General features: G+C 77.3%; 26 protein-coding genes and 1 pseudogene. 14 read left to right on the forward strand and 13 right to left on the reverse strand.

Going from position 1 to position 26,586, the window contains the following annotated elements; translation table 11 throughout:
* Window positions 1-107 precede the first annotated feature (107 nt).
* The gene (locus GTQ99_RS01720) at window positions 108-1,097 is read left to right on the forward strand and encodes an LLM class flavin-dependent oxidoreductase (RefSeq protein WP_166614018.1); all 990 of its coding nucleotides are present in this window, start codon (window positions 108-110) and stop codon (window positions 1,095-1,097) included.
* A 2-nt stretch (window positions 1,098-1,099) separates the two neighbouring features.
* Here the strand turns inward: GTQ99_RS01720 and GTQ99_RS01725 are convergent, their stop codons facing one another.
* The gene (locus GTQ99_RS01725; protein ID WP_166614039.1) at window positions 1,100-1,993 is read right to left on the reverse strand and encodes a phosphotransferase; all 894 of its coding nucleotides are present in this window, start codon (window positions 1,991-1,993) and stop codon (window positions 1,100-1,102) included.
* A 221-nt stretch (window positions 1,994-2,214) separates the two neighbouring features.
* Here GTQ99_RS01725 and GTQ99_RS01730 point away from each other — a divergent pair, with 221 nt between their 5' ends.
* Window positions 2,215-2,625 (forward strand): VOC family protein, encoded by a 411-nt coding sequence (locus GTQ99_RS01730; RefSeq protein ID WP_166614019.1) that lies wholly within the window; start codon window positions 2,215-2,217, stop codon window positions 2,623-2,625.
* A gap of 40 nt (window positions 2,626-2,665) precedes the next feature.
* Here the strand turns inward: GTQ99_RS01730 and GTQ99_RS01735 are convergent, their stop codons facing one another.
* Both GTQ99_RS01735 and GTQ99_RS01740 read right to left on the reverse strand, forming a co-directional pair.
* Window positions 2,666-3,760 (reverse strand): DNA glycosylase AlkZ-like family protein, encoded by a 1,095-nt coding sequence (locus GTQ99_RS01735; protein WP_166614020.1) that lies wholly within the window; start codon window positions 3,758-3,760, stop codon window positions 2,666-2,668.
* Between the two features lie 130 nt (window positions 3,761-3,890).
* Window positions 3,891-4,643, reverse strand: a complete 753-nt coding sequence (locus tag GTQ99_RS01740; RefSeq protein ID WP_205706614.1) for a sulfite exporter TauE/SafE family protein — start codon at window positions 4,641-4,643, stop codon at window positions 3,891-3,893.
* Between the two features lie 90 nt (window positions 4,644-4,733).
* On the opposite strand from GTQ99_RS01740, the gene GTQ99_RS01745 reads away from it, so the two are divergent.
* Together GTQ99_RS01745 and GTQ99_RS01750 are read left to right on the forward strand one after the other, a co-directional pair.
* A complete protein-coding gene (locus GTQ99_RS01745; protein WP_166614040.1) occupies window positions 4,734-6,206 on the forward strand; it encodes a DNA polymerase IV in 1,473 nt (490 codons plus the stop codon).
* Window positions 6,203-7,132: a DNA-3-methyladenine glycosylase family protein gene (locus GTQ99_RS01750; RefSeq protein WP_338074651.1), complete on the forward strand. Its 930-nt coding sequence runs from the start codon at window positions 6,203-6,205 to the stop codon at window positions 7,130-7,132. Before GTQ99_RS01745 ends, GTQ99_RS01750 begins: the two co-directional genes overlap by 4 nt.
* A 24-nt stretch (window positions 7,133-7,156) precedes the next feature.
* Here GTQ99_RS01750 and GTQ99_RS01755 read toward each other — a convergent pair whose 3' ends face one another.
* A complete protein-coding gene (locus GTQ99_RS01755) occupies window positions 7,157-8,263 on the reverse strand; it encodes a CapA family protein (protein ID WP_338074652.1) in 1,107 nt (368 codons plus the stop codon).
* Window positions 8,264-8,552: 289 nt separating this feature from the next.
* On the opposite strand from GTQ99_RS01755, the gene GTQ99_RS01760 reads away from it, so the two are divergent.
* Window positions 8,553-9,287, forward strand: a complete 735-nt coding sequence (locus GTQ99_RS01760) for an SDR family oxidoreductase (RefSeq protein ID WP_166614022.1) — start codon at window positions 8,553-8,555, stop codon at window positions 9,285-9,287.
* On the opposite strand, the gene GTQ99_RS01765 is transcribed toward GTQ99_RS01760, so the two are convergent.
* On the reverse strand, window positions 9,271-10,215 hold the full coding sequence (locus tag GTQ99_RS01765) for a LysR family transcriptional regulator (protein ID WP_166614023.1): 945 nt from the start codon (window positions 10,213-10,215) through the stop codon (window positions 9,271-9,273). The genes GTQ99_RS01760 and GTQ99_RS01765 overlap by 17 nt on opposite strands.
* Window positions 10,216-10,231: 16 nt before the next feature.
* On the opposite strand from GTQ99_RS01765, the pseudogene GTQ99_RS27405 reads away from it, so the two are divergent.
* The 3 genes and pseudogenes from GTQ99_RS27405 to GTQ99_RS24635 all read left to right on the forward strand — a co-directional run.
* Window positions 10,232-10,918 (forward strand): annotated as a pseudogene (locus tag GTQ99_RS27405) (MFS transporter); the annotation flags it as partial.
* Window positions 10,919-10,970: 52 nt separating this feature from the next.
* Window positions 10,971-11,552: an MFS transporter gene (locus tag GTQ99_RS24630; protein ID WP_240896573.1), complete on the forward strand. Its 582-nt coding sequence runs from the start codon at window positions 10,971-10,973 to the stop codon at window positions 11,550-11,552.
* Between the two features lie 44 nt (window positions 11,553-11,596).
* Window positions 11,597-12,454 (forward strand): NAD-dependent protein deacetylase, encoded by an 858-nt coding sequence (locus GTQ99_RS24635; RefSeq protein ID WP_420814500.1) that lies wholly within the window; start codon window positions 11,597-11,599, stop codon window positions 12,452-12,454.
* A gap of 22 nt (window positions 12,455-12,476) precedes the next feature.
* On the opposite strand, the gene GTQ99_RS01780 is transcribed toward GTQ99_RS24635, so the two are convergent.
* Together GTQ99_RS01780 and GTQ99_RS01785 are read right to left on the reverse strand one after the other, a co-directional pair.
* Window positions 12,477-13,436, reverse strand: a complete 960-nt coding sequence (locus GTQ99_RS01780; protein ID WP_166614024.1) for a methyl-accepting chemotaxis protein — start codon at window positions 13,434-13,436, stop codon at window positions 12,477-12,479.
* Between the two features lie 2 nt (window positions 13,437-13,438).
* Window positions 13,439-14,005, reverse strand: a complete 567-nt coding sequence (locus tag GTQ99_RS01785) for a PAS domain-containing protein (protein ID WP_166614025.1) — start codon at window positions 14,003-14,005, stop codon at window positions 13,439-13,441.
* Window positions 14,006-14,263: 258 nt separating this feature from the next.
* Here GTQ99_RS01785 and rlmC point away from each other — a divergent pair, with 258 nt between their 5' ends.
* Both rlmC and GTQ99_RS01795 read left to right on the forward strand, forming a co-directional pair.
* Window positions 14,264-15,400, forward strand: a complete 1,137-nt coding sequence (gene rlmC / locus GTQ99_RS01790; RefSeq protein ID WP_166614026.1) for a 23S rRNA (uracil(747)-C(5))-methyltransferase RlmC — start codon at window positions 14,264-14,266, stop codon at window positions 15,398-15,400.
* Window positions 15,401-15,554: 154 nt separating this feature from the next.
* Window positions 15,555-17,030 carry an MFS transporter gene (locus GTQ99_RS01795; protein ID WP_338074654.1) on the forward strand — a complete coding sequence of 492 codons (1,476 nt, stop codon included), beginning with the start codon at window positions 15,555-15,557 and terminating at the stop codon, window positions 17,028-17,030.
* A 22-nt stretch (window positions 17,031-17,052) separates the two neighbouring features.
* On the opposite strand, the gene GTQ99_RS01800 is transcribed toward GTQ99_RS01795, so the two are convergent.
* Window positions 17,053-17,844, reverse strand: a complete 792-nt coding sequence (locus GTQ99_RS01800) for an alpha/beta fold hydrolase (RefSeq protein ID WP_240896582.1) — start codon at window positions 17,842-17,844, stop codon at window positions 17,053-17,055.
* 47 nt (window positions 17,845-17,891) lie between these two features.
* Between GTQ99_RS01800 and GTQ99_RS01805 the strand changes: the two genes are divergently transcribed.
* The gene (locus tag GTQ99_RS01805; RefSeq protein ID WP_166614028.1) at window positions 17,892-18,587 is read left to right on the forward strand and encodes a TetR family transcriptional regulator; all 696 of its coding nucleotides are present in this window, start codon (window positions 17,892-17,894) and stop codon (window positions 18,585-18,587) included.
* On the opposite strand, the gene GTQ99_RS01810 is transcribed toward GTQ99_RS01805, so the two are convergent.
* A complete protein-coding gene (locus GTQ99_RS01810; RefSeq protein ID WP_205706610.1) occupies window positions 18,565-18,873 on the reverse strand; it encodes a DUF1905 domain-containing protein in 309 nt (102 codons plus the stop codon). The two genes, GTQ99_RS01805 and GTQ99_RS01810, sit on opposite strands and share 23 nt — an antisense overlap.
* Window positions 18,874-18,924: 51 nt before the next feature.
* Here GTQ99_RS01810 and GTQ99_RS01815 point away from each other — a divergent pair, with 51 nt between their 5' ends.
* Window positions 18,925-19,530 carry a hypothetical protein gene (locus GTQ99_RS01815; RefSeq protein WP_166614029.1) on the forward strand — a complete coding sequence of 202 codons (606 nt, stop codon included), beginning with the start codon at window positions 18,925-18,927 and terminating at the stop codon, window positions 19,528-19,530.
* Window positions 19,531-19,568: 38 nt separating this feature from the next.
* On the opposite strand, the gene GTQ99_RS01820 is transcribed toward GTQ99_RS01815, so the two are convergent.
* Together GTQ99_RS01820 and GTQ99_RS01825 are read right to left on the reverse strand one after the other, a co-directional pair.
* The gene (locus GTQ99_RS01820) at window positions 19,569-20,762 is read right to left on the reverse strand and encodes an oxygenase MpaB family protein (RefSeq protein ID WP_166614030.1); all 1,194 of its coding nucleotides are present in this window, start codon (window positions 20,760-20,762) and stop codon (window positions 19,569-19,571) included.
* Complete coding sequence (locus GTQ99_RS01825) at window positions 20,759-21,394, reverse strand: acyl-CoA-like ligand-binding transcription factor (RefSeq protein ID WP_166614031.1); 636 nt, start codon at window positions 21,392-21,394, stop codon at window positions 20,759-20,761. The genes GTQ99_RS01820 and GTQ99_RS01825 overlap by 4 nt, the downstream gene beginning before the upstream one ends.
* A gap of 97 nt (window positions 21,395-21,491) precedes the next feature.
* On the opposite strand from GTQ99_RS01825, the gene GTQ99_RS01830 reads away from it, so the two are divergent.
* Window positions 21,492-23,876, forward strand: coding sequence for a glycoside hydrolase family 3 N-terminal domain-containing protein (locus tag GTQ99_RS01830; RefSeq protein WP_205706611.1), 2,385 nt, complete (start codon window positions 21,492-21,494; stop codon window positions 23,874-23,876).
* A 56-nt stretch (window positions 23,877-23,932) separates the two neighbouring features.
* Window positions 23,933-24,517 carry an NYN domain-containing protein gene (locus tag GTQ99_RS01835; protein ID WP_166614032.1) on the forward strand — a complete coding sequence of 195 codons (585 nt, stop codon included), beginning with the start codon at window positions 23,933-23,935 and terminating at the stop codon, window positions 24,515-24,517.
* 67 nt (window positions 24,518-24,584) lie between these two features.
* On the opposite strand, the gene GTQ99_RS01840 is transcribed toward GTQ99_RS01835, so the two are convergent.
* On the reverse strand, window positions 24,585-24,938 hold the full coding sequence (locus GTQ99_RS01840) for a DUF3817 domain-containing protein (protein WP_166614033.1): 354 nt from the start codon (window positions 24,936-24,938) through the stop codon (window positions 24,585-24,587).
* A 137-nt stretch (window positions 24,939-25,075) separates the two neighbouring features.
* A complete protein-coding gene (locus tag GTQ99_RS01845) occupies window positions 25,076-26,581 on the reverse strand; it encodes an aminobutyraldehyde dehydrogenase (protein WP_166614047.1) in 1,506 nt (501 codons plus the stop codon).
* Window positions 26,582-26,586: the final 5 nt, after the last annotated feature.

Consider the following 26,586-nt stretch of genomic DNA (forward strand, 5'->3'; position numbering starts at 1 on the left):
CCCCAGCAGGTCCCCGAGCAGACCCCCGCACGACCGTCCGTGACCGCCCGGCTGCGGGCCGGCGGGGGTTGGGCACGACGAACGCCGTCTCCCGGAAGGTCGCCCTCGTGTCGATGCCGCTGTCCATCCTCGACCTCGCGCCCATCGCGCCCGGTGAGTCCCCCACCGAGAGCATCGCGGCCAGCGTCGCGCTGGCCCAGGAGGCCGAGCGGCACGGCTACCGGCGCGTCTGGTACGCCGAGCACCACAACATGCCGACGATCTCCTCCTCGGCGCCCGCGGTGCTCATCGCCCACGTGGGAGCGCACACCTCCACGATCCGCCTCGGCGCCGGCGGCGTCATGCTGCCCAACCACTCGCCGCTGGCGATCGCGGAGCAGTTCGGCACGCTGGAGGCCATGTACCCGGGCCGCATCGACCTGGGCCTGGGTCGTGCACCCGGTTCCGACCAGCAGACCACCTACGCGCTGCGCCGCGACCCGGCCGCCTCGGAGCAGTTCCCCGAGGACGTCGCCGAGCTGCGCGACTACTTCGCGGGCACCTCTCGGGTGCCGGGGGTCAGCGCGGTGCCGGGCGACGGGGCGCGGGTGCCGCTGTACCTGCTGGGCTCGTCGACGTTCGGCGCGCGGCTGGCCGCCGCGCTCGGGCTGCCCTACGCGTTCGCCTCGCACTTCGCGCCGCAGGCCCTGCACGCGGCGGTGACCGCCTACCGCGAGCAGTTCCGCCCCTCGGCGCAGCTGGAGCACCCGCACGTCATCGCGGGCGTGAACGTCGTCGCCGCCGACACCGCCGAGGAGGCGCGCCGCTCCCACGAGCAGGTGCAGCGCCAGTTCGCGGTGTCGCTGTTCGGCCGGGGCCGCACCTTCACCGAGCCGGAGGTGGACATCCTCATGGAGACCGCGGCCGGTCAGCACGTGCGGCAGATGCAGTCCTACGCGGCGGTCGGCACGCCCGCCGACGTCCGCGCCTACCTGGAGGAGTTCCGCCGGCACGCGGGTGCGGACGAGCTCATCGTCGCCCACCAGGCCCGCGACACGCAGGCGCGGCTGCGCTCGGTGCGGCTGACCGCCGAGGCGTTCGAGGGCGCGCCCGTCTGAGGTCAGGGGCCGGGGGCGGCGAGCACCCGCTCCAGGGTCCGCCGCCCGAGCGCGCTCATCGCCGGGTTGCTCTCGAGGTAGTACCGGACGAGGCCGATGGCCTGGGCGAACGCCCAGGCCCGGCCTCGTGCGCGTTCCAGCTCCCCGCAGCCCAGCCGGGCGTGGAACTCCTCGCGCGCCTGCTGCCCGAACAGGTGCCAGGCCGCGACGAGGTCCAGCGCCGGGTCGGCCGCTCCGAGCCCGCCCACGTCGAGGACGCCCACCAGGCGGCCGGAGCCGGCGGGGTCGACGAGCACGTTGCCGGGCACCAGGTCCCCGTGGGTCAGCAGGTCCGGCTGCTCGCGCGGCAGCGTGCGCAGCGCCGCCCACGCCGCGCGGCAGCGCGGCACGTCCAGCAGGTCCTCGCTGCGCGCGCAGCACTGCTCCACCCACGCGTCGTGGGCTCTCAGGTCGCCGCCGCGGCCGGTGCCGCGGAACGTCCGCCCCCGCGTGGGCAGGGCGCGCACGTCCGCGACGAACCGCGCGAGGTCGCGCGCCAGGGCGGGTGAGCCGCAGCCGTCGGCGACGGTCCCCGGCAGCCACGACTGCACGGCCCAGGGGACGGGGCAGCCCGGGCCCGGTTCGCCGAGCGCGACGGGTGCGGGGGTGGCCACGGCGGTGCGTCCCAGCAGCTCGCGGGCCGCCTCGGCCTCGCGGCGCAGCTCCTCGCGCAACCGCGCCGGCGGCCCGGGGCGCAGCGGGAAGCGGGCGACGAGCTCGTCACCGATGCGGAAGAGCGCGTTGACGGTGCCGTCGGAGCGCACCGGCCGCACCGGCAGGTCCCGCCACGCCGGGAACTGCGCGGCCACCAGCCGGCGGACGACCGCGGGCGGCAGCGCGAGCTGGCCGGGGTGCATGGCCGGGACACCGCTCACGGCGGGAGTCCAGCACGAGCGCCACCGTCCGGGCCACGGGTTTCCCGACCGGGGGTCCCCCACGGCGGTCGTCGGGTCGGGACTGGCCGGGGCGGGAGTCCCCACCGCGCCGGCCTGCGCCGCGCCGCGGGCTCGTGTCGCACCCCGCGGCTAGCGTCGCCCGCGCCGGCGAGCGGCGCCGGGACGTCGACGAGGAGGCCGACATGACCGAGGTGCTCAGCGCGTTCACCTGCTACCGGGACCCGGACGCCGCGGTGCGCTGGCTGGAGCGGGTGCTGGGGTTCGAGGTGGTCAGCGCCTACCGGGACGAGGCCAGCGGCCGGCTGGAGCACGCGGAGCTGCGCCGCGGCGAGGCGGTGGTCATGGTCCAGCACGACGCGCAGGGCTACGACGTGCCCGCGGTGAAGGGCGGCTCGGTGGGCCACGGGCTGTACCTGGCGGTCGGGGAGGACGCCGCGGTCGACGAGCTGCACCGGCGCGCCGTCGAGGCCGGCGCCCACGTCCTGGCCGGGCCCGCGACGACGGAGTGGGGCAACCACCACGTCGAGCTGCTGGACCCGGAGGGCCGGCAGTGGTCGGTCGGCGCGTACGTGCCGGGACGGGCCGCCTGGTGAGCGCGGCGGGCGCGGCCCGGCACCGGGTCGGGCCCGCCCGTCAGCCGAGGCGGCCGCTCGGCAGCGCCGCCGCCCGCCGCCGCAGCGCCGCGAGCTGCGCGGCGGAGGGCTCGGCGAACCAGTCGGCGCTGATCCCCTCGCCCGCGCGCGTCCAGGTGCCCACGACGGTGCCCGCGGCGACGAGGGTGCCGCGGAAGACGCCGTTGCCGCCGGGCACGACCCGGTCCGCGTGCTCGCGCGCCAGCACGTGCCCGCGGTGGGCGTAACCGAGCAGGAACTCGTCGAAGCCCGGCAGCAGGTGCAGCTCGCGCAGCGCCCGGCGGTGCGCGGCGACGAGGCCGGCGACGGCCGGGTCGACCAGGTGCTCGACGCCGTCGACCTGCACGGCCTCGAACCCGCCGCGCACGGCGGCGAAGGCCCGCCGCGCCATGCCCAGCGGCAGCTTCGTCCAGCCCGCGAAGTCGGCCGCGCTCGCCGGCCCGTGCCCGCGCAGGTAGCGCTCCGCCCACCGCGCCGCGGCCTCCTCGTCCTCCGCGGCGTCCCCGGCCCCCTCCGGTCCGCCCGGTGCCCCGGCGGCCGGCAGCCACTCCTCGAGGAGCACGAACGCCTGCTCGCGGCCCAGCAGCGGCCCCTGGCACAGCGCGCCGGTCGCCGACAGTTGGAAGAGCAGGTGGTAGCCGCGCCCGGCGGCCGTGGGCTGCCCGGCCCGCTCGAAGGCCGCGAGCAGGTCCGCGCGCGAGGCCCCGCGCGAGCCGGTGAGCAGCTCCTGGGCGCACCGCAGCGCCACCGCCAGGTCGGCCTCGCCGATGCCCAGCTGCGCGCGCCGGCGGGCGCTCGCGGCCACCGTGCGCCGCGCGCACAGGCGCAGCACCGGGCGCAGGTCGTCGCGGCCGATCAGGTGCAGGGTGCCCCGCACGGGCCACGAGCGCACCACCTCGCCGGTCGCCAGCGCCCGCGCGAGGTCGTCGCCGCCGTCGGCCGTCCGCAGCGCGACCGCGGTGGCGGCGGCCCGCAGGTCCTGCGCCTGCACCGCGCCCAGGCGCCGCACGACCTCCGCGGCACCGCCCGCGCGCGGGAGCACGCCCTGCGCGGCCAGCCGCCACACCCCGACCTCGCCCGCCGCCAGCTCCGTCACGCGCCCACGCTCCCACCGCCCTGCGACACGCGGCCAGGGTCCCCCGGCTCCCGCGGTGATCTTCCTCCAGGCGCTGGGCGCCTGGCTCCAGGTGCACCGTCGAAGATCACCACCGGGAGCGGGGGGCGGGTCAGCGCAGCAGGTTGAGGCCGGAGACGACCGACAGGCCCAGCACCCAGCCCTCGAACTTCTTCTGGTCGATCCGCTTGGCCAGCCACCACCCGAGGAGCGCGCCCACGACGACGGCCGGCGCGAGCTTGAGGTCCAGCCACAGCGACTCGGTGCTGATGAGGCCCAGGCCGAGGCTGAAGGGCACCTTGAAGACGTTGACGATGAAGAAGAACCAGGCGCCGGTGCCCAGGAACGACATGACGCCCAGGCCCATGGTGAACAGGTAGATCGACATGGGGGCCCCGCCGGCGTTGGCGACCATGGTGGTGAACCCGGCGAGGAACCCGAAACCCACCGCCGTCAGCCGCCGCGCGGCGGGGGTCATCGGCACGACGTCCTCGCGCCGGCGCAGCCGGTGCTGGCGCCACAGGTGGATCGCCACGAGCAGCACCAGCAGGGCGCCGATGGAGCGGCGCATCACCGTGTCGTCGACGACCCGCACGAAGCCCGCGCCGGCGACCACCCCCACGGCGACGCTGGGGAAGAGCCGCACCAGCAGCCCCCACTCGGCGTGCCGGCGGTAGATCGAGATGGCGAACACGTCGCCCAGGATCAGCAGCGGCAGGATGATCCCGGTCGACTCCTTGGCCGGCAGCACGAAGGCGAAGATCGCGACCGCGATCGTCCCCGCGCCGCCGATGGAGGTCTTGGAGAAGCCGATGACGAGGGCCGCCAGGAGCAGGGGGAGGAAGTCGGTCGTGGACACGTCCAGCACCGTCGGAGACTACTGAGCGCACCCGCGCCCGGTGCCGCCGGTGCCGCCGGTGTCGGTGCCGCGGTGCAGACTCGTCGGGTGGGGGAGGTGGCGGAGCGCGTCGCGCGACGGGGCGGGCGCCCGGACCCGACACGTCCCGGCGTGCTGCACCTGGACCTCGACGCCTTCTTCGCGGCCGTCGAGCAGCGCGACAAGCCCTCGCTGCGCGGCAAGCCCGTCGTCGTCGGCGGCACCGGTGGGCGGGGGGTCGTCGCGACCGCCAGCTACGAGGCGCGCGTCTTCGGCATCGGCTCGGCCATGCCCACGCAGCGGGCCCGCCGGCTGTGCCCGAACGCCGCCTACCTCGCGGGCCGCTTCGAGGCCTACCGGACGGTCTCCGAGCAGGTCATGGCGCTGGCGCGCGAGCTGTCGCCGCTCGTGGAGCCGCTGTCCCTGGACGAGGCCTACGTGGACCTGTCCGCCGTCCACGACGACCTCGACGTGGACGCCGTCACCCGCATCGCGCAGGAGTTCCGCGCCGCGGTGCGCGCGCGCACCGGCCTGACGGTCTCGGTGGGCGTGGGCGCCAGCAAGCTGCTCGCCAAGATCGCCTCCGACCTGCGCAAGCCCGACGCCCTCGTCGTCGTCCCCCCGCACGAGCAGCGGGAGCTGCTGGCGCCGATGAGCGTGCGGGCCCTGCCGGGCGTGGGCGCCGTGACCGGTGACCGGCTCGTGCGGGCCGGGCTGCGCACGGTGGGCGACCTCGCCGCCGCCGACGAGGCCGAGCTGGTGCGCATGCTCGGCAAGGCCCACGGCAGCGGTCTGCTGGCCTTCGCCCGCGGGGTCGACCCGCGCCCCGTCGTCGCCGAGCGGGAGGCGAAGTCGGTCTCCGCGGAGGAGACGTTCGCCCTGGACCTCACCGACCGCCGCGACCTCACCGAGCGCGCCCGGCGGATGGCCGCCCGCGTCGCGGCCCGCCTGCAGGCGGCCGGCGTGTCCGGGCGCACCGTCACCATCAAGGTGCGCCGCTACGACTTCACCACCCTCAACCGCTCGCGCACGCTGCCGCGCACCACGTGCGCCGCCGGCGAGATCGCCGCCCAGGCCGCCGAGCTGCTCGAGGGCGTCGACGTCGCCGACGGCGTGCGGCTGCTGGGCGTGGGGGTCTCGGGGCTGTCGGAGTTCAGCCAGGCGGACCTGCTGGCAGACCTCCTCGACGAGCAGCCCGACGAGCGGCCCGACGAGGAGCCCGGCGAGCGGTCCGGCGAGCAGCCCGAGGGGTCCGCGGACCCCGGGCACCCGGACGGCGGGGAGCCGCAGGGGGAGCCGGGCGCCCTGCTGGAGGGCGGTTCGCCGCGGCCCTACGGCCCGCACGCGGCGCCGGGCTGGCGGCCGGGGCAGGACGTCGCGCACGCCGAGCACGGTCCCGGCTGGGTGCAGGGCTCCGGCGCGGGCCGGGTCACCGTCCGCTTCGAGGGACCGCACACCCCCGTGGGGCGCATCCGCACCTTCCGCGACGACGACCCCGGCCTCGTCCCCGTCGGCCCGCCCGTCTTCGACCCCGAGCGGGGCGGCGCGTGAGCGGCGGCACCGCGCCGCGGGCCGAGCGGCGGCTGGCCGTGCCCGGCGGGCTGGCGGCCGTGCCGCTGCGCCGCTTCCTGCTGGCGCACGCGCTGCCCGGCGCCGAGCGCCACGCCGACGGCGTCCACACCCGCACCTTCCCCACGGCCGCGGGCCCGGTGGTCGCCGACGTCGACCTGGGGACCGCGCCGCGCTGCGAGCAGGTCGTGGTGCGCCTCGTCGCCCCCGGGGAGGTGGCGGGCGCGGAGCGCGTGGTGGACGAGGTGGCCGCGCGGGTGCGCCGCTGGCTGGACCTCGACGGCCCGCACGCGGCCGCCGAGGCCGCGCTGGGCGCCGACCCCCGGCTGGGGGACCTCGTGGCCGCCCGTCCCGGCCTGCGGGTGCCGCGCACCGTCGTCGGCGCCGAGACCGCGGTGTGCACGGTGCTGGGCCAGCAGGTCTCGCTGGCCGCCGCCCGCACCTTCGCCGGCCGCCTCGTCGCCGCCTGGGGCGCCCCCGTCGCAGCGGGCCTGGCCGCCTTCCCGCTCCCGGCCGCGCTGGCCGCCGCGGGCCCGGACGCGATCCGCGCGGCCACCGGGGTCACCGGCGCGCGCGCCCGCACCGTCCACGCGCTCGCCGCGGCGCTGGCCGACGGCCTCGACCTCGACGCCGCGGCCGGCGACCCGCGGGCGGCGGCCGCGGCCCACGCCGCGCTGCTCGCGCTGCCGGGGATCGGGCCGTGGACGGCGGACTACGTCGCGCTGCGCGTCTTCGGCGACTCCGACGCCTTCCTGGCCGGTGACCTCGTCCTGCGCCGCGCCCTCGGCGGCGTCGGCGCGAAGGAGGCGCTGGCGCTGGCGGAGCGGTGGCGGCCCTGGCGCGGGTACGCGCTGCTGCACCTGTGGACGGCGGAGGTGTTCGCCGACGCGCCCGCCCCGGCGCGCTGAGCGGCGCCTCCGCGCCGCGGCCGCTCAGCGCCCGTGCAGGTCGGTGCAGCCGCGCAGCGCCTCCTCGTCCTCGACGGCCCGCGCGGCCTCGGCCCCCGTCAGCGGCACCGGCACGCCGGAGACGATGCGCGCCGGTTCCCACCGCGCGTCCGCGGCGCCGCCGTCGCCGGGCAGCGTCAGCAGCAGCACCCCCGTCCGCGTGGTGACCCCCTGGCGCGCGTAGAAGACGAAGTTGCCCAGGCCGTAGTCGACGTAGCCGGTGCGCCCGCCGGCCTCCTTCCAGCCGCCGCCGAGCAGCCGGTGCGCGTGCGAGCCCACGACGGCGTCGGCGCCCGCGGCCACCAGCGCGTCCGCGAGCTCCTCCTGCGCCGGCAGCGGGCAGCCGGCCAGCTCCTCGCCCCAGTGCAGGACGACGACGACGGAGGCGCCGCTCCCCGCCGCCGCGCGCACCCCGCTCAGCAGCCGCTGCCGGCCGGCGGCGCTCTTCACGGAGGCGACGCCGCCGTGGCGGGGGCCGGCGGTCCAGTCCGCGGCCAGGCTGGAGTCGAGGACCTGGGTGGCGTCGAAGACCGCCAGGCGGTGCCCGCGCACGCTCGTCGTCCAGGGGGCGTGCGCGGCGTCGGCGTCCGCGCCGATCCCGACCAGCGGAACCCCCTGCGAGGCCCCCGCGGCCAGGGTGTCCGCGAGGCCGTCGCGGCCGCGGTCGAGGGCGTGGTTGTTGGCCATCGCCGCGACGTCGACCCCGGCCGAGCGCAGCGCCCCGAGCGCCGCGGGCGGTGCGGCGAAGGTGAACCGCTTGGCCGCCGGCGTGCCGCCGGTGGTGATGGCCGTCTCCACGTTGACGACCGCGACGTCGGCCGCCGACAGCAGCGGCGCGATCGCGTCCAGGCCGCCGGGTTCCAGGGCGGCGGCGCTGGAACCCGCGAAGTGGACGTCACCGGCCACAGCCACGGTGAGTGGCGCCGCCGTCGAGGAGCCGGCCCCGGGGGCCGGGACGAACCCCTCGACGGCGGGGTCCCCGGCGGACGGGCTGCCCGCGGCGGGGGAGCAGGCGCTCAGCAGCAGCAGCGCGACGGCCGCCGCCGCGCGGTGCAGCGGGCAGGTGCGCGCGCGGGGCCCGGGAGTCTCCACGCCTGCAGGACGCGCCGGCCGCCCGCGCTGTTGCACCCGTTGCGGCGGGGGGTTTCCGTCGGTGCCGAACCCGGGGGCGTCGGTGCCACGGCGCGGCTCCTCTCGTCCGCGGGCCGCTCGGCCCGCGCGCGCCGGGGTGGTCGCGCTGCGGGGAGGACGCGGCGGGGGCCGCTCCTGTTGCGCCGCTCCCGCGACCGCCCTCGCGATCCCCCGCCCGGGGCGCCGCGCGCACCGCGCGGCACCGCACGCGCCGGACACGCGCGGTGCCGCGTCCACTACGGTGCGGTGCGTGCAGGGAACGGTGGTCGTCACGGGCGGCAGTCGCGGCATCGGTGCCGCCGTGGTGCGCGCCCTCGCGGCGCGGGGGGTGCGCACCTGCTTCACCTACTCCACGCACCGCGAGGCCGCCGACGTCGTCGCCGCGCAGGCCGCGGACCTCGGCACCGAGGCGGTGCCCGTCCAGGCCGACGTGTCCGTGGAGGGCGAGGTGCGGCGGCTGTTCACCCAGGCCCAGCAGCTCGGCCCGATCACCGGGCTCGTCAACAACGCGGGCATCACCGGGCGGCAGTCCGCCTTCGTCGACCTGGAGGTCGAGCGCGTGCGGCGGGTGCTCGACGTCAACGTGGTCGGCGCGTTCCTGTGCGCCCGCGAGGCCGTGCGGCGCATGGCGGCCACCGGTGGCGGCACGATCGTCAACGTCTCCTCGCGCGCGGCCGTGCTCGGCGGCGCCGGCGAGTACGTCGACTACGCGGCCTCCAAGGCCGCCGTGGACGCCATGACCGTCGGCCTGGCGCGGGAGGTCGCCGCCCACGGCATCCGGGTGGCCGGGGTGCGCCCCGGGCTGATCCGCACCGACATCCACGCCAGCGCCGGTGAGCCCGAGCGCGTGGAGCGGCTCAAGGGCACCGTGCCGATGGGGCGCGGCGGCGAGGCCGACGAGGTCGCCGAGGCCGTCGTGTGGCTGCTCTCGGACGCCGCCTCCTACGTGACCGGCACCACGCTGGACGTCAGCGGCGGTCGCTGAGCAGCAGCCCCGCGCGGGCCAGCACGCTGTCGCGGAACTGCTCGGCCACCCGCGGCAGGGGCTCCTCCCGCCAGACCAGCGCCAGCGTGCGCGAGGCCGAGGGCCCCGCCAGCGGGAGCTCGACCAGGCCAGCGAACGCCTCGGAGGTGCCCGGCTGCGCGGCCGGCAGCAGCGCGACGCCCAGCCCGGCCGCCACGAGCCCGCGGATGGTGTGCGCGTCCTGCCCCTCGAAGGCGACCCGGGGCGCGATGCCCGCTGCGGCGAACAGCGCGTCGGCGGTCTCCCGCAGCCCGTAGCCGGGTTCGAAGAGGACGAACTCCTCGGCGGCGACGTCGCTCAGCGCGAGCGCCGGCCGGCCCGCGAGGCGGTGCTCGCCGGGCAGGGCCAGCACGAGCGGCTGCTCGGCGAGCTCGCGGGAGACCAGGCCCGCCCGCCGCGGCACGGGGGAGGTGAGCACGAGGTCGACCTCGCCGGCGGCCAGCTGGGCGAGCACGGCGCTCGCGGCGCCCTGGTGCAGCCGGAAGCGCACGCGGGGGTGGTCCTCGCGGAAGGCGCGCACCAGGGCCGGCACGGCGGAGGCGCCGAGGGTGTGCAGGAAGCCGAGGGCGACGCGGCCGGTCTCGGGGGAGTCGTCCTCGCGGACCGCGCGCACCCCGCGGTCGAGGTCGGCCAGCGCGCGGGCGGCGACGTCGGCCAGCGAGCGCCCGGCGGCCGTCAGGCGCACCCCGCGCCCGTCGGGCACCAGCAGCGGCACGCCGACGGCCTCCTGCACGCGGGCCAGCGCCCGGCTGGCGGTGGGCTGCTGCAGGCCGAGGGCGGCGGCGGCGCGCGTGACGTGCTCGTGCTCGGCGACCGCCACGAGCACCCGCAGCGGCCCCGCGAGCACGGCCAGCGGCTCGTCGTCCCGGCCCCGTCGTGGATCGCGCATGGGTCCGCATCCTTCCATGCATTGGACGCATCGGTGTCGGGGTTCCTACGGTCGGGGCGTGAGCGTCGGGGGAGGCACCGGGCAGCGGACCGGGGATCGGGCCGGGGTGGACGGCGGGCCGTGGCCGGGCCACGAGCGCGGCACGCCCGGCTACCGCCGCCTCGTCGCCGCGCTGTTCGCCGCCGGCGTCGCCACCTTCGCGCAGCTGTACTCGGTGCAGGCGGTGCTGCCGCCCCTGGCCGCGGACCTGGGCGTCAGCGCCTCCCGCGCCGCGCTCGGGGTCTCGGTGGCCACCGGGGCGCTGGCGGTCTCCGTCGTCGGCTGGAGCGCGCTCGCCGACCGCGCGGGCCGGGTGCCCGCGATGGTCGCCTCGGCCGTGCTCGCCACCCTGCTGGGCCTGGCCGTCCCGCTGGCGCCGGAGCTGGGCGCGGTGCTGGTGCTGCGCGCGCTGCAGGGAGCGGCCCTGGGCGGGCTGCCCGCGGTGGCGCTGGCCCACCTCGCCGAGGAGGTCCACCCCCGCGAGGTCGCGGTGGCGGCGGGCGCCTACGTCTCGGGCACCTCCCTGGGCGGGCTGTCGGGGCGGGTGCTGTCCTCCCTGGTCGCCGACCTCGCCGGCTGGCGCTGGGGCGTGGCGGCCGTCGCCGTCCTCGGCCTCGCGGCGACGGCGCTGTTCTGCCTGCTCGTGCCGCCCCCGCGCGCGCCGGCGCACCGGCGCCGCGGGCACCGCCGCGGCCGGGCCGGGTCTGGCGCTCCGGGTGCGCGCGGCGCTGGGCGAGCGCGGGCTGCTGGCCCTCTACGCCCAGGCGCTGCTGCTCATGGGCGCCTTCGTCACGGTCTACAACTACCTCGGCTTCCGCCTGCTGCAGCCGCCGTTCTCGCTCTCGCAGGCGGTCGTCGGCCTGCTGTTCGTCGTCTACCTGGCCGGCACCGCGAGCTCCTCGCTGGCTGGCCGGCTGGCCGCCGCGGGCCGGCTGCGCGTCCTGCTCGCCGCGACCGCGCTGCTCGCGGCCGGCTGCCTGCTGACCCTGGCCTCCTCGGTGGTCCTCGTGGTGGCCGGGCTCGCCGCGCTGACCGCGGGCTTCTTCGCCGCGCACGCCGTCGCGAGCGGGTGGGTGGGCGCCCGCGCACCGGCGGGCGCGCGGGCGCAGGCCTCGGCCCTCTACACGTTCGCCTACTACGCGGGCTCCAGCCTGCTCGGCTGGCTGGGCGGGTCCGCGTTCGTCGCCGGCGGCTGGCCGCTCGTCGTGGCGCTCGTCCTCGTCCTGGCCGCCCTCGCCGCCGCGCTGGCCGCCCTCGCGCTGCGCGGGCCGGCCCCGACCGGCAGCATGGCCCGGTGAGCGAGACCTCCTCCGCGGCCCGCACCGGCGAGCCCGCGGGCCCGGTGGACCCGACGAGCCCGGTGGACCTGACGAGCCTGGTCGACCTGGTGGCCGGCGGCCGCGTCGCCGTCCTGGCCGGGGCTGGCATGTCCACCGGGTCCGGCATCCCCGACTACCGCGGCCCCAACGGCTCGCTGCAGCGGCACACCCCGATGACCTACCAGGAGTTCACCGGCTCCGCGCAGGCCCGCCGGCGCTACTGGGGGCGCAGCCACGTCGGCTGGGAGCACTTCCGCCGCGCGCGGCCGAACGCCGGGCACCGCGCCGTCGCGGCGCTGGAGGCCGCCGGGATCGTCACCGGCACCATCACCCAGAACGTCGACGGCCTCGACCTGGCCGCCGGCAGCCGGGAGGTGGTGGAGCTGCACGGCAACCTCGACCGCGTGGTCTGCCTGCACTGCGGCGAGCGGACCTCGCGCGCGGAGCTGGCCGGGCGCCTGCGCGCCGCGAACCCCGGTTTCGAGGCCCGCGTGGAGCAGCTGCACGCCCTCAACCCCGACGGCGACGCCGACCTCAGCGACGAGCAGCTGGCGGGTTTCCGCGCCGTGCCGTGCCGGCGCTGCGGCGAGGACGCGCTGAAGGCGGACGTGGTGTTCTTCGGCGAGAAGGTGCCCGAGGACCGCGTCGCCCGCTCGTTCGCGCTCGTCGAGTCCGCCCGCGCCCTGCTCGTCCTGGGGTCCTCGCTGAAGGTGATGTCGGGCTACCGCTTCGTCCTGCGCGCCGCCGAGCGGGGCACGCCCGTGGCGATCGTGAACTCCGGTCCCACCCGCGGGGACGCCAAGGCCGACGTGCGGGTGGACGCCCCGCTGCAGGTGGTGCTGCCGCGGCTGCTGGAACGCCTCGCGGTCCCCGCGCGCTGACCCGCGCGCGGGGGCGGACGGGTCAGCTGCGCATGCCGGCGAGGAACCCGCTGATCTGCGTGCGCAGCTCCTCGGAGAGGCGGGAGAGGCCGCTGGCGTCGCCGGATCCGCCCCAGCCGTCGGAGCCGTCGACCGCGGTGCGCACGCCGTCGACGAGGCCGTTCATCTCCACGACGGTGCCGCTGATGCCGGTGATGGCCCGCACGGCCTCCTGCGCCTGCGCCCGGATGCCGGCCACGCGCGCGCTGACCTGCTCGGTGGCGCGGCCGGTCTGGTCGGCGAGCTCCTTGACCTCGGAGGCCACGACCGCGAACCCCTTGCCGGCCTCGCCCGCGCGCGCCGCCTCGATGGTGGCGTTGAGGGCGAGCAGCCGGGTCTGGTCGGCGATGGCGTCGATGACGGAGACGACCTGCTGGATCTCCTCCGAGGCCCGGGTGAGGGCCTCCATGGTCAGCGAGGCCTGCTCGGCCTCGCTGCTGGCGGCGCCCGCGGCGGCGGCCAGGCCCTGCGCGGACGCGCTCAGCTCCGTGGAGGCCGTGGCCACCTGCTCGGACACCCCGAGCACGCCGGCCTCGAACTCGTCGGCGAGCGCGTGGCGGCCGGCGGTGGCCTCCTCGACGACGCGGGCGCCGGCCTGCATGGAGACCCGGCTGGCGTTGATGGCGGTGGCCGAGCCGCGGTAGGCGCCGCCGAGCCCGCCCAGCAGCAGCCGGCGGTGGAAGCGGCCGTCGGCGGCGGCGGTGAGCACCTCGCCGGCCTCGCGGACGAAGGCGTCGGACACGTCCAGCGCCCGGTTCACGCCGTCGGCGAGGCGGACCAGCTCGGGGACGGACTCGAAGCCGGGGACGCCCGCGACGCGGGCCTCCAGGTCGCCGGTGGCGGCGGCCTCGCACACCTCGGTGACCTGGCGGACCAGCTCGCGGTGCAGGGCGGCCTCGTCGGTGCGGGCCGCGCTCGCGGCACCCCTGCGCCAGAAACCCATGATCACGCCTCCTCGTCCGGCACGATGGACCACACGAACTGCTCGTACGTCGTGCCGCGCTCGGCCAGCAGCCGGTGCAGCAGCGCGGTGGAGGCCTCCACGGCCGCCTTGCCGGAGGAGTGCCGGCGCTCCTCGGCGAGCAGGTCCGCGTACAGCGCGCTCGCCGCCCGCACGCCCTCCTGGCCGGGCTTGCGCCGGTTGGAGTGGTAGCCGACGATCCGCCCGCCGCGGTCCTTGCTGGGCGTCACGTGCGCCAGGACCCAGTAGTTCGCGCCGTCCGCGGCGAGGTTGTTCACGTACGCGAACAGCTCCCGGCCGGAGGAGACGGTGTCCCACAGCAGCTTGAAGACGGCCTTGGGCATGTCCGGGTGCCGGATGATGTTGTGCGGGCGCCCGATCACCTCGTGGCGCTCGAAGGCGCCCACGCGCAGGAACACGTCGTTGGCGTAGGTGATGATCCCGCGGGGGTCGGTCTTGGAGACGATCAGCTCGTCGCGGGAGAACGTGCGTTCCTGGCCGGTGGGCCGCACGGCGGTGCGCGCGGGCCGTTCGGGTGCTGCGGTGCTCACGGGGTGGCTCCTCCACTGTTCGACGGAGCGTCGAGCGGGCGGCGAGGTGCCGCCCCGGGTCGTCGCGCTGGTCGTCGCGCTGGGTAGAGGTGCTCACCCGGACGGGTGAGCACCTCTAGAAGCTGCATCGGCGTCCCGGCGCAGGACTTGAGCCCCGGCCCGCGCGCGGCCGCCCTCCCCGTCCGTGATCTTCCACGGTGCACCGTGGAAGATCACGGACGGGGAGGGGGCGCGGGGCGGCCTAGACTGGAGACCGCCATGCAGTGCGACTACTACGACCGCCACGCCTGCCGCTCGTGCACCCTCATCGAGGTCCCCTACGCCGACCAGGTCAGCGGCAAGGAGCAGCGCTGCCGCGACCTGCTGAGCGGGCGGCTGGGCGAGCAGCCGCAGCTGCGGTGGCTGCCCAGCGTGCGCAGCCCCGAGGCCGGTTACCGCAACAAGGCGAAGATGGTCGTCGGCGGCACCGTGCGCCGGCCGACGCTCGGCATCCTCGACGCCGCCGGGCGCGGCGTGGACCTGCGCCGCTGCGGGGTGTGCACGCCGGGCATCCGGGCCGCGCTGCCCGAGCTGGCCCGCTTCGTCACCACCGCCGGTCTCACGCCCTACGACGTCCCCGCCCGGCGCGGTGAGCTCAAGAACCTCCTGGTCACCGAGTCGCCCACGGGCGAGCTCATGGTGCGCTTCGTGCTGCGCTCGGACGCCCTGCTGCCCGCGGTGCGCCGCCACCTGCCGCACCTGCTGCGCGCGCTGCCGCAGCTGGCCGTCGTCAGCGCGAACCTGCTGCCCGAGCACAAGGCCGTCGTCGAGGGCGACACCGAGATCGCCCTCACCGAGCGCACGACGCTGCGGATGCCGCTGGGCGGCGTCGACCTGGACCTGCGCCCGCAGAGCTTCTTCCAGACGAACTCGACCGTCGCCGCCGCGCTGTACGCGCAGGTCGCGCAGTGGGTCGAGGAGGTCGCGCCGGCGAGCGTGTGGGACCTGTACTGCGGTGTCGGCGGCTTCGCGCTGCACTGCGCCGCACCGGGCCGGGAGGTCACAGGCATCGAGGTCAGCGAGGAGGCCGTCGAGAGCGCCCGGGCCGGGGCGCTGGCCGCCGGGCTCACCGGCGTGCGCTTCGAGGCGGGCGACGCCACCCGCTTCGCCCTGGGGGCGGGCGCCGTCCCCGACCTCGTGGTGGTGAACCCGCCGCGGCGGGGGATCGGCGGCGAGCTCAGCGGCTGGCTGGAGCGCTCCGGCGTGCGCCACGTCGTGTACTCCAGCTGCAACCCGGTGACGCTGGCCGCGGACCTCGCCGCGATGCCGTCGCTGCGGCCGGTGCGCGCCCGGGTGCTCGACATGTTCCCGCAGACCCCGCACGTGGAGGTCGTCGCGCTGCTCGAGCGGGCGTAGGCCGCGCCCCGGGCCCGGGGGGTCCCAGGGGTCCGCGGGAAACGGGTCGACACCCGCACCGCCGCTCCGGGAGCCTGTCCGTGCGCCGATGACTTCCGCGCCGACGCCGGATCAGCACGACGAGAACCCCTCGTCCCGACGGCAGGAGCCCGCTGTGCCCGCACCCGAGGTCGCCCCGCCCCGACTGGACCTGCGCTCGGGCCCGCAGCGGGTCTTCGCCCACCTGCTCGTCAGCAACGCCGTCGTCAGCGTCGTCAACTACACCGTCTGGTTCGCGGTGACGTTCTGGATCTTCCTGGAGACCCGCTCGGTGTTCGCCACCGGCATGGTCGCCGGCCTCTTCGTCGTGGCCACCGCGGCGACGGGCATCTGGTTCGGCAGCCTCGTCGACGACCACCCCAAGCGCTCGGTGATGCAGGCCTCGGCGCTGGTCTCGGCGGGCGTCTACGCCGTGTGCCTCGCGGTGCTCCTGCTGACCCCCGACGGCGCCTTCTCCGACGTGGCCTCCTGGCGGCTGTGGGTCTTCGTCGTGCTCTGCATGGCCGGCGTCGTGGCCGGCAACCCGCGCGGCATCGCGCTGCCCACGCTGGTGACCCTGCTGGTGCCCGCGCACCTGCGCGACCGCGCCAACGGCCTCGTCGGGACGGTGACCGGCACCTCGATGCTCGTCACCTCCGTCATCAGCGGGGTCCTCGTGGCCTCCGGCGGCATGCTGCACGTCCTGCTGCTCGCGCTCGTCGTGCTCGTGGCCTCCGTGCTGCACCTGGCGCGCGTGCGCGTGCCGGAGAGGCGCCCCGCCCCCGCCGACGGGACCACCGGCGCGGCGGCCGGTGGGGGCGCGGCGGCGGGCGAGGGCGCGGCGGCGGGCGGCGTGGACCTGCGGGGCACCTGGCGCCTGGTGCGGGGCGTGCCGGGCCTGGTGCCGCTCATCGCCTTCAGCTGCTTCAACAACCTCATCGCCGGCGGGTTCATGGCGCTCATGGACGCCTACGGCCTCTCCCTGGTGCCGGTGCAGGTGTGGGGGCTGCTGTGGGGCGGGCTGAGCGCCGTGATGATCGTCGGCGGGCTCCTCGTCGCCCGCCTCGGGCTCGGCGGGCGGCCGGTGCTGCTGCTGCTGCTCGTCAACGCCCTGGCGTGGACCGCGACGATGCTCTTCCCGCTGGTGTCCTCGATCGTGACGCTGACGGTCGCCATGGTGGTGTTCATGCTGCTCATGCCGTTCGCGGAGGCCGCCGAGCAGACCGTGCTGCAGAGCGTGGTCCCCTACGAGCGCCAGGGCCGCGTCTTCGGCTTCGCGCAGAGCGTCGAGCAGTCCGCCGCCCCGCTCACGGCCTTCCTCGTCGGCCCCATCACGCAGTTCCTCGTCGTCCCGTTCATGACCGACGGGGCGGGGGCGGCGGCGATCGGCGGCTGGTTCGGCACCGGGCAGACCCGGGCCATCGCCCTGGTCTTCGTGCTCACGGGTCTCCTCGGGCTGCTCGCGACGCTGGTGGCCCTGGCCAGCCCGCAGTACCGCGCCCTGGCCGCCTCCTACGCGCGCACCACCGCGGGCGCCGACCCGTCCGGCCCCGCGGCCGAGCTGTCCGCCGACGCCCCCGCCGACGCCCCCGCCGACGCCGGTCCGCGCTGACCCGTCCCGGCCGGGGCGCGGGTCAGGCGGCGCGCAGGCGCAGCCGGTCGACGAGGGCGGCCAGCTGCTCGGGCGCCTCCAGGTGCGCCAGGTGGCCCTGGCCGTCGAGCTCGTGCACGCCCGCCGCGGGCACGAGGCGCGCGACGTCGTCGAAGGTCGTGCCGTACGGGGCGCGGCCCCGACTGCGGGCCCCGACGACGAGGTCGACCCGCCCCGCGCGCACGGCCAGCTCCGCAGGCCGCGGCGCCTCGTCGATCGCCAGCGTCTCCGCGTGCAGCGGGACGGCCAGCCGCCGCAGCTCGTCCCAGGTCGCCGCGTCGGCCCGCAGCGCAGCGATCGCCTGCGGGGGCGCGCCGGCGATCCGGCCGAGGGCCGCGGTGACGGTGGCGTCGAGGTCGCCGGCCTCCTGCGCCCGCCGCAGCTGCGGCAGGGCCGCGGCCCCGAACGGCGCCACGACCGGCTCGTAGGCGATCACGTGCGGCACCGCCACCGCGTTCGCCAGGTGCAGCGCGACCAGGCCGCCGTAGCTCCAGCCGAGCAGCGCGCGGACGTCGCCGACGGTGCGCAGGACCGCCGCGGCGTCCCGGACCTCGGTGCCGAGCCCGTACCCGGCGCCCAGGGGGCCGGAGGGGGAGCGGCCGCGCCGGTTGACGACGGCGACCGTCGGCCAGCCCCGCAGGTGCCGCGCCACCGGCGCCCAGGCCGCGGCGTCGGACAGGGCGCCGGGCACGACGACGAGGGCCGGCCCGTCCGGGTCGCCGTGCACGTCGACGGTCACCCAGCTGCCGGCGACCGCCACCCTCTTCTGGATCATCTGCTCCACAACGGGGATTGTGCAGCGGGCGCTCTAGAATCGTCAACGTGACGACTCCGCCCGCCGCCGCACCTGCCGGCAGGCCCGCCGGCAGGCCCGCCGGGCGCCCCCGGGCCTTCGACCGCGACGACGCCCTGCGCGCGGCCGCGCTGCTGTTCTGGCGGCACGGCTTCTCCGGCACCTCGACGCGGATGCTCACCGAGGCCCTCGGGATCTCCAGCTCCAGCCTCTACGCCGCCTTCGGCAGCAAGGCCCGGCTCTTCGACGAGGCGGTCCGCACCTACGCCCGGCGCTACAGCGCGATCCACGAGGCGGCCGTCGCCGAGCCGTCGATCGCGCGGGTGCTCGAGCGGGTGCTCGTGGACTCCGTCGAGGAGTTCTGCCGCGTCGAGGAGGGGCACCCGGGGTGCCTGACGAGCAGCGCCGTCATGGCGGACGCCTCCACCACCCTCGACGTCCGCGCCCACGTCGCCGCGCTGCAGCGCTCCGACGAGGCGCGGCTGCGCGCCCGCGTCGAGCGGGCCGTCCTCGACGGGGAGCTGCCGGCGAGCACGGACCCGGCCGTGCTCGCCGAGCTCGTGCAGACGCTCTGGCACGGGCTGGCGACCCGCGCGGAGCTGGGGGCCTCCCGCGCGGAGCTGGTCGGCGCGGCCCGCCTCGCGCTGGCGCTCCTGGACCCGGCCGGCCGTGCAGCGGACCCAGCAGCGGACCCGGCGGCGCTCAGCCCAGGACGTCCAGGGTGAAGGCGGCCTCGTCGCCGACGTCGATCCCCTCGCGCCGGCGCACCGCCGCCTTCACCGGCAGCACGTAGGCGCCGTCGGCGCTCTCGGGGAACACCGAGGTGCGCCAGCGCGAGCTGCCGCAGGCCACCGCGACCGGCACCGCGCCGAAGCCCCGGGGCGGCCGCGGGACCTCGCGCACCAGCGCGGACTCCTCCTGCGGCAGCCGCACGAAGACCCACGTGTCCGAGCGCGCCTGCCAGCGCCACAGCTCGGCGCGGAACGCGCAGCTCACCCGCACCTCGTCCACGCCCGCGATCCTGCCAGGGCGCCCGGACACCGGGTGGCCGATGCTGGGCGCGTGTACGCCGACACCCCCGCCGTCCGCGCGCGGCAGCTGGTCGCCGACGCCTGCTGGCTCCTCGCCGTCGTGGCGGCGGTCCTGGCCGGCCGGGCGGTGCGGGCCGCCGTGGACGGCCTGGCCGCCCCGGCCCGCCGCTTCGCGGGCGGCGCCGACGACCTCGCCGCCCAGCTCGGCGGTGCCGCGGACGGCGTCGCGGACGCGCCCCTGATCGGCGACGACCTCGCCGGCCCGCTGGAGCGCGCCGCCGACGGTGCCCGCTCGCTGTCGGCCGCGGGCGGCGACCAGGTCCAGGCGCTCGCCCACCTCGCGAGCGTGCTGGGCCTGACGACGGCGCTGGTGCCGATCGTGCTGGTGACGGTGCTGCGCCTGGTGCCGCGGCTGCGCTGGTGGCGCCGCGCCGCGCAGGCCCGGCGCCTGGCGGCCACGCCCGACGGCGACGACCTGCTGGCCCTGCGGGCGCTGCAGTCGCGCTCGGCGCAGGAGCTGGGCGCCGCGGTGCCGGACCCGGTGCGCGCCTGGCGCGAGCAGCGCCCCGGCGCCGTGCGGGCGCTGGCCGACCTGGAGCTGAGCGCCCTCGGCCTGCGCCGCCCCGGCCCGCGCTGACCGGGCCTGCGGGCTCCCCGGCTCCCGGGGTCGGGAGCTCAGGCGGCCGTCAGCCGCAGCGCCCGCCGCACCCCGGCCAGCGGCGGGGCGGGCAGCGCGCCGTCCTCCACGAAGCGGCGGGCGGCCTCCACGTTCGCCTCCACCATCGCGTGCCAGGCCGCCGGCCGGCGCCGCAGCCGCGCGCGCCGGGCCCGCACGAGCACGGCGACGAGCGGCACGAGCGCGTCGAGCACCGGGGTGCGCCCGATGCCCAGGGCGTCGGCGGTGCGCGGCTCGTGCATGGCCCGGGCCACGGCGCGCACGACGGGCAGCGCGAGGCCGGCGGGCAGGCCGCTGACGTCCACGAGGCCGTCCGCGAGCGCCTGCAGGCCCGCGGCGGTCAGGGTGCGCGAGTCCCGGCTCGGCGGGCCGGTGAGCGCGGCGACCCGCCGGTCCAGCTCGCGGGCGCCGGCCCGGTCGACGGCGGCGGCCAGCAGCGGGCGCTCGACGCCGAGCAGGGCGCCCAGGTGGTGCCAGTGGCGGAACAGCTCGCGCTGCTCCTCCTGCGTCAGCGGCAGGCCGACGGCCTCCGCGCACACCGGGGCCACGAGGGCGAAGTCGAGCCAGGTGCGCACCTGGTCGAGCTGGCTGACGGGCAGGTGGCCGTCGACGCGGGGGGCGTGCCGGCGCACCAGCGCGTGCACCACCCGCACGCGACCGGTCTCCACGAACCCCGGCCGGCCCGGGCGCAGCCAGCCGGGGACGGAGGCCGCGTTGAGCCAGCGGCCGGTGGACAGCAGCCGCTCCGAGGCCCCCTCCACGAGCCGGCCGGTGGAGACGAGGACGGCGGCCGGTGCGGGCGGGGCGTAGGAGCGCAGCAGCGAGCCGGCGCCGATGTCGAAGACGTGCGCGGCGAACGGCGCCGTGTAGGCGATGCGCGAGGACACCTCCTGCACGACGTCGGGGACGGCCAGCGCGGTGCGCTCCATCTCCTCCACGAGCGCGCGCACGGCGGGCGTGCGGGCCGGGGTGCCGCCGAGGGCGGCGGTGAGCTCCGCGCGCACCGACGGGTCGGCGCCCACCCGCTCGGCGACGGCGTCGGCCAGCGGGTCCCCGCGCCGGCCGGCGGCCGCCAGCTCCGCGAGGGTGGGCAGCCGCACGGGCGCGCCGGGCGCCGGTGCGGAGGGTGCGGAGGGTGCTGCGGGGTCGGCGGGTGCTGCGGGGTCGGCGGGTGCGGGCGCGGCGGCGCTCACCGCGCCTCCTCCTCCAGCCAGGCCTGCAGCACCCGGCACAGCGGCGCCAGCTCGCGGTCCAGGTCGGGCAGCAGCGCCTCGGTGGGGTGCTCGACGGCCAGCCAGCTGCGCAGGACCGCCAGGTAGGCCGCGTGCACGGCTCCCGCGACGGCCTGGGGGACGACGGCCGCGGGGGCCATGTCGTGGCGCCGGGCGACGAACTCGGCGACCGAGGCCCGCCACAGCGCCCACTGCTCGGACTCCCCCGAGCGCAGCTCCGGGGAGCTGTCCAGGACCTGGAAGCGCTGCATCCAGCGCCCCTGCGCGTCCACGACGCGCTGCAGCGCGCCGAGGACGCACTCGCGCACGAGCTCGGTCGTGGGCCCCTCGCGCCCGGCGGCGGCGTCCAGCAGCGCCTGGAACCCCACGCTGTACTCGTCGAAGCGGAACCAGAAGATCGACGCCTTGGAGGGGAAGTAGCGGAAGAAGCTCGTCTTGCTGACCCCCGCGGCCGCGGTGATCTCGGCCAGGGTCGTCTGCTCGAACCCCTTGCGCAGGAACAGTTCCACCGCGACGGCCTCGATCTCCGCCCGCGAGGAGGCGGGCGGCCTGCCCCGGCGCGGCGCCGCGCTGCCCGGCGACTGTTCGCTCACGGCGACAGCGTGCCACAGCCGGGGGGAGGCGACCCCCCCGTCGTACGCTGACCGCCGCACCCGCGACCGCACCGCCCGTGACGCACCAGGAGGAACCGTGCCCACCGAAACGACCCCGCAGGGGGCCTGGCAGGACGCAGCCCTGCCCGTCGCCGAGCGCGTCGAGGCCCTGCTGGCCGAGATGACGCTGGAGGAGAAGGTCGCCCAGCTCGGCAGCCGGTGGGTCGGCAACTCCCACGACGAGCCGGCGGAGGGCGAGGGCGAGGGCGCCGGCAACGTCGCCCCGCTGCAGGACGTCTTCGCCGCCGGCGCGCTGGAGTTCGAGAAGGCCTCCGAGCACGGCCTGGGGCACCTGACCCGCGTCTACGGCTCGCGCCCGGTGACGGTGGAGGAGGGGCGCGCGGAGGTCGTGCGGCTGCAGCGCTCCATCGTCGAGCGCACCCGGCTGCGCATCCCCGCGATCGTGCACGAGGAGTGCCTGACCGGGTTCACCGCCTTCCAGGCCACCGTCTACCCGGCCGCGCTGGCGTGGGCGGCCACGTTCGACCCGCAGCTGGTGCAGGAGATGGCCGCCGCGATCGGCGCGGACATGGCCGCGGTCGGCGTGCACCAGGGCCTGTCGCCGGTGCTGGACGTCGTGCGCGACTACCGCTGGGGCCGCGTCGAGGAGACGATGGGCGAGGACCCGCACCTGGTCTCGATGCTCGGCGCCGCCTACGTGCGCGGGCTGGAGTCCGCGGGCGTCGTGGCCACGCTCAAGCACTTCGCGGGCTACTCCGCCTCGCGGGCGGCGCGCAACCACGGGCCGGTGTCGATGGGCCGCCGCGAGCTGGCCGACGTCGTCCTGCCCAGCTTCGAGGCGGCGCTGCGCCTGGGCGGGGCGCGCTCGGTGATGAACTCCTACTCCGACGTGGACGGGGTCCCGGCCGCCTCCGACGACTGGCTGCTCACCGAGCTGCTGCGCGAGCAGTGGGGGTTCACCGGCACGGTCGTCTCCGACTACTCGGCCATCGCGTTCCTGAAGACGATGCACCTCAGCGCCGTCGACGAGACGGACGCCGGGGTCCAGGCGCTCGTGGCCGGCATCGACGTCGAGCTGCCCGACACCCTCTGCTACGGCGAGCGCCTGGTGGCGGCCGTGCGCGCGGGCCGGGTGGACGAGGCGTACGTGGACCGCGCGCTGCGCCGGCTGCTGGCGCAGAAGGCGGAGCTGGGGCTGCTGGACGCCGACTGGACGCCGGAGGGGTCGGTGGCCGCCGGCGCCGGCCGCGACCTGGACGCCGCGGCCAACCGGGACATCGCCCGCCGCATCGCGGAGGAGTCCGTCGTGCTGCTGGCCAACGGCTCCGGGACGCTGCCGCTGCCGGCGGACGCGGTCCGGCGCATCGCCGTCGTCGGCCCGTGCGCGGACGACGCGAACACCTTCATGGGCTGCTACGCCTTCCCCAACCACGTGCTGCCGCGCTACCCCGGCCTCGGGCTGGGCGTGCAGGTGCCGACGCTGCTGGAGGCGGTGCGCGCGGAGTTCGCGGGCGCCGAGGTCGTCCACGAGGCCGGCTGCGACGTGCGCGAGGGCGGCACCGGGGGCTTCGCCGCCGCGGTGGAGGCCGCCCGCGGGGCGGACGTCGTCGTGGCCGTCGTCGGCGACCGGGCCGGCATGTTCGGCGCCGGGACCTCCGGCGAGGGCTGCGACGCGGAGACGCTGCGGCTGCCGGGGGTGCAGCAGGACCTCGTCGAGGCGCTGCTGGCCACCGGCACGCCGGTGGTGCTCGTGGTCGTCTCCGGCCGCCCGTACGCGCTGGGCGACCTCGTGGGCGCGGGCGCCGCGCACGGCGGGGCCGCGGCCGCGGTGCAGGCGTTCATGCCCGGCGAGGAGGGCGGCGCCGCGCTGGCGGGCGTGCTCTCCGGGCGGGTCGTCCCCACCGGCAAGCTGCCCGTGCAGGTCCCCGCGACCCCCGGCGGGCAGCCGAGCACGTACCTGCAGCCGCTGCTGGGCACGAACAGCCGGGGCATCTCCAACCTCGACCCCACGCCGCTGTTCCCCTTCGGGCACGGGCTGTCGTACACCTCCTTCGCCCTCGGCGACGTGCAGCTCGCCGACGGGCGGCTGCCCGTCGACGGCGCCACGAGCGTGTCGGTGACGGTGACCAACACCGGCGAGCGCGACGGCGCGGAGGTCGTGCAGGTCTACGCCCACGACGTCGCCGCCCGCGTCACCCGCCCGGTGCGCGAGCTCGTCGGCTTCGCCCGGGTGCCGCTGGCCGCCGGGCAGGCCCGGCGGGTGACCTTCACCCTGCACGCCGACCGGTTCTCCTTCACCGACCGCGACCTGCAGCGCGTCGTGGACCCCGGTGCGGTGCAGCTGTTCGTGGGCACCTCCGCGGCCGGCGGCGAGGCGCTGGAGCTCGAGCTCGTCGGCGAGCGCCGCGTCGTGGGCCACGAGCGCGTGCTGGACACCCCGGTCAGCGTCCAGGAGGCCTGAGCGGCACCGGCCTCCCGCGGCGACCCCGCGGGAGGCCGATGCCCTAGCCTCGCGGTGTGGCGAGCGCGACGGTCGGACAGGGTGCAGGGCGCACGACGTACGTGGTGGTGGACGGGGAGAACCTCGACGCCACGCTGGGCGTGTCGATCCTCGACGGGCGCCCCGCGCCCGAGCAGCGCCCCCGCTGGGAGCGCCTGCTCGACTTCGCGCGCACGACGTTCGAGCAGCCCGCCAAGGGCCTGTTCTTCCTCAACGCCTCCTCCGGGCACCTGCCGATGTCCTTCGTGCAGGCGCTGCTGGCCCTGGGCTACCAGCCCATCCCGCTGGCGGGCGGGCCGGGGGAGAAGGTCGTCGACATCGGCATCCAGCGCACCCTGGACGCCCTCGTCGACCGCGACGGCGACGTGCTGCTCGGCAGCCACGACGTCGACTTCCTGCCGCAGATCGACCGGCTGCTCACCGGCGACCGCCTCGTGGGCCTCGTCGGCTTCCGGGAGTTCGTGAACTCCCAGTACGCGGGGCTGCGCGAGCGGGGCCTGAAGGTGTTCGACCTCGAGGACGACGTGCGCGCGTTCAACGTCGTGCTGCCGCGGGTGCGGATCATCCCGCTGGCCGACTTCGACCCGACGCGCTACCTCTGAGGCCCGCGCGGCGACCGCCGCCGCGCTCGCCGGGATCCCCGGGCCCGCCGGGCCCGCTGCGCGGGGTTCAGCCCTGCGCGGCGGCGGCGGTCGTGCGCGAGGCGCGCGCCGCCGGCGGGGTCAGCCAGCCGCGGCGCTGCACCCAGCGCTCGAAGACGACGGTGCCGAAGGGCGGGAAGCCCGCGGCCAGGCCGACCAGCGCCACCCACCAGCGCCAGCGCAGCACCCGCGCCGCCCACACCGTGGACAGCAGGTAGACCACGAAGCCGACGCCGTGGACCGGCCCCACGACGGGCACCCCGCCCTCGTGCGGGGTCTCGACCTGCAGCACCCACTTGAGGAACATCGCGACGAGCAGCGCCGTCCACGAGACGGCCTCGACGAGGGCGATGACGCGGAACCAGCGGGCGGCGGCGGGCACGGGGTCCTCCAGGGCTCGGGGGTGCTGCTGCGAGCTCCAAGTCTTACGCCTCGTAGGAGGCGGACCGCCACCACGGGGTGTGGGATCGCTCACTCCACCGCGCCTCACGCCCCGCCCGCCGCCGGCCGGTCAGGGCGTCAGGAGAAGACCGTGCGGTGCCACTCCTTGCGGGCCGTCCCGGTGCGCTCGAGCATCACGTGCTTGACGGCGGTGTACTCCTCCAGCGAGTACGAGGACATGTCCTTGCCGAAGCCGGACGCCTTGACCCCGCCGTGCGGCATCTCGCTGACGATCGGGACGTGGTCGTTGATCCACACGCACCCGGCCTGGATCTCGGCGCTGGCGCGCATCGAGCGGAACACGTCGCGCGTCCACGCCGAGGCGGCCAGCCCGTAGGGGGTGTCGTTGGCCAGCTCCAGCCCCTCGTCGTCGGTGTCGAACGGCAGCGCGACCAGGACGGGGCCGAAGACCTCCTCCTGCACGACCTCGGAGTCCTGCGCGGCGTCCACGAGCAGGGTGGGGGCGTAGAACGCGCCCGCGGACAGGTCCGTGCCGTCGGCGGCGCTGGTCGGGGCGAACCCGCCGGTGACGACCCGCGCGCCCGCGGCGACGGCCCGCTCCACCATGCCCGCGACCCTCTCGCGCTGGCGCAGCGAGATCAGCGGGCCCAGGTCGGTGGCCGGGTCCGTCGGCAGCCCGACCCGGACGCCGGCCATGAGCTCGGCGGTGCGGGCCACGAACGCCTCGAACAGCGGGCGCTGCACGTAGGCGCGGGTCGCGGCCGTGCAGTCCTGCCCGGAGTTGATGAGCGAGGCGGCGACGGCGCCCTGGGCGGCGGCCTCGACGTCGGCGTCGTCGAAGACGACGAACGGCGCCTTGCCGCCCAGCTCCAGGTGCACCCGCTTGCCGGTGCGCGCGGCGACCTCCATGACCCGCCGGCCCACGGCGGTGGAGCCGGTGAAGGAGGTCATGACCACGCGCGGGTCGCCCACGAGCGCCTCGCCGGCCTCCGGACCGGTCCCGGTGACGACGTTGAACACCCCGTCGGGCAGCCCGGCCGCGGTGAGGACCTCGGCGAGCAGCAGGGTGGTGAGGGGGGTGTCCTCGGCGGGCTTGAGGACGATCGCGTTGCCGGCGGCGACCGCCGGCAGCACCTTCCAGACCGCCATCTGCAGCGGGTAGTTCCACGGCGCGATCGAGCCGACGACCCCGAGCGCCTCGCGCCGCACGAAGGAGGTGTGCTCGCCGTCGTACTCGGCGGCGGCCTTGCCCTCCAGCACGCGCGCGGCGCCGGCGAAGAAGGCGACGTTGTCGATGCTGCCGGGCACGTCGAACTCGCGCGCCATCCGCAGCGACTTGCCCGTCTGCGCGCTCTCGGCGGCCGCGAGCTCCTCGGCCCGCCCGGCCAGCAGGGCGGCGGCCCGGGTGAGGACCTCCGAGCGCGCGGCGGGGGTGGTGCGCGACCAGCCGCGGAAGGCGCGCCGCGCGCTCGCGACGGCGTCGGCGACGTCCTGCGCCGTGGCGCCCGCCCCGGCGGCGACGACCTTGCCCGTGGCCGGGTCCAGGACGCTCAGCTCGGCGCCCCGGCCGGCCCGCCGCGCCCCGTCGATGTACTGCAGCTCGTCCACGAACAGCCTCCCCAGCCACG

Source organism: Kineococcus vitellinus, assembly GCF_009906315.1.
GTDB classification, from domain to species: Bacteria; Actinomycetota; Actinomycetes; order Actinomycetales; family Kineococcaceae; genus Kineococcus; species Kineococcus vitellinus.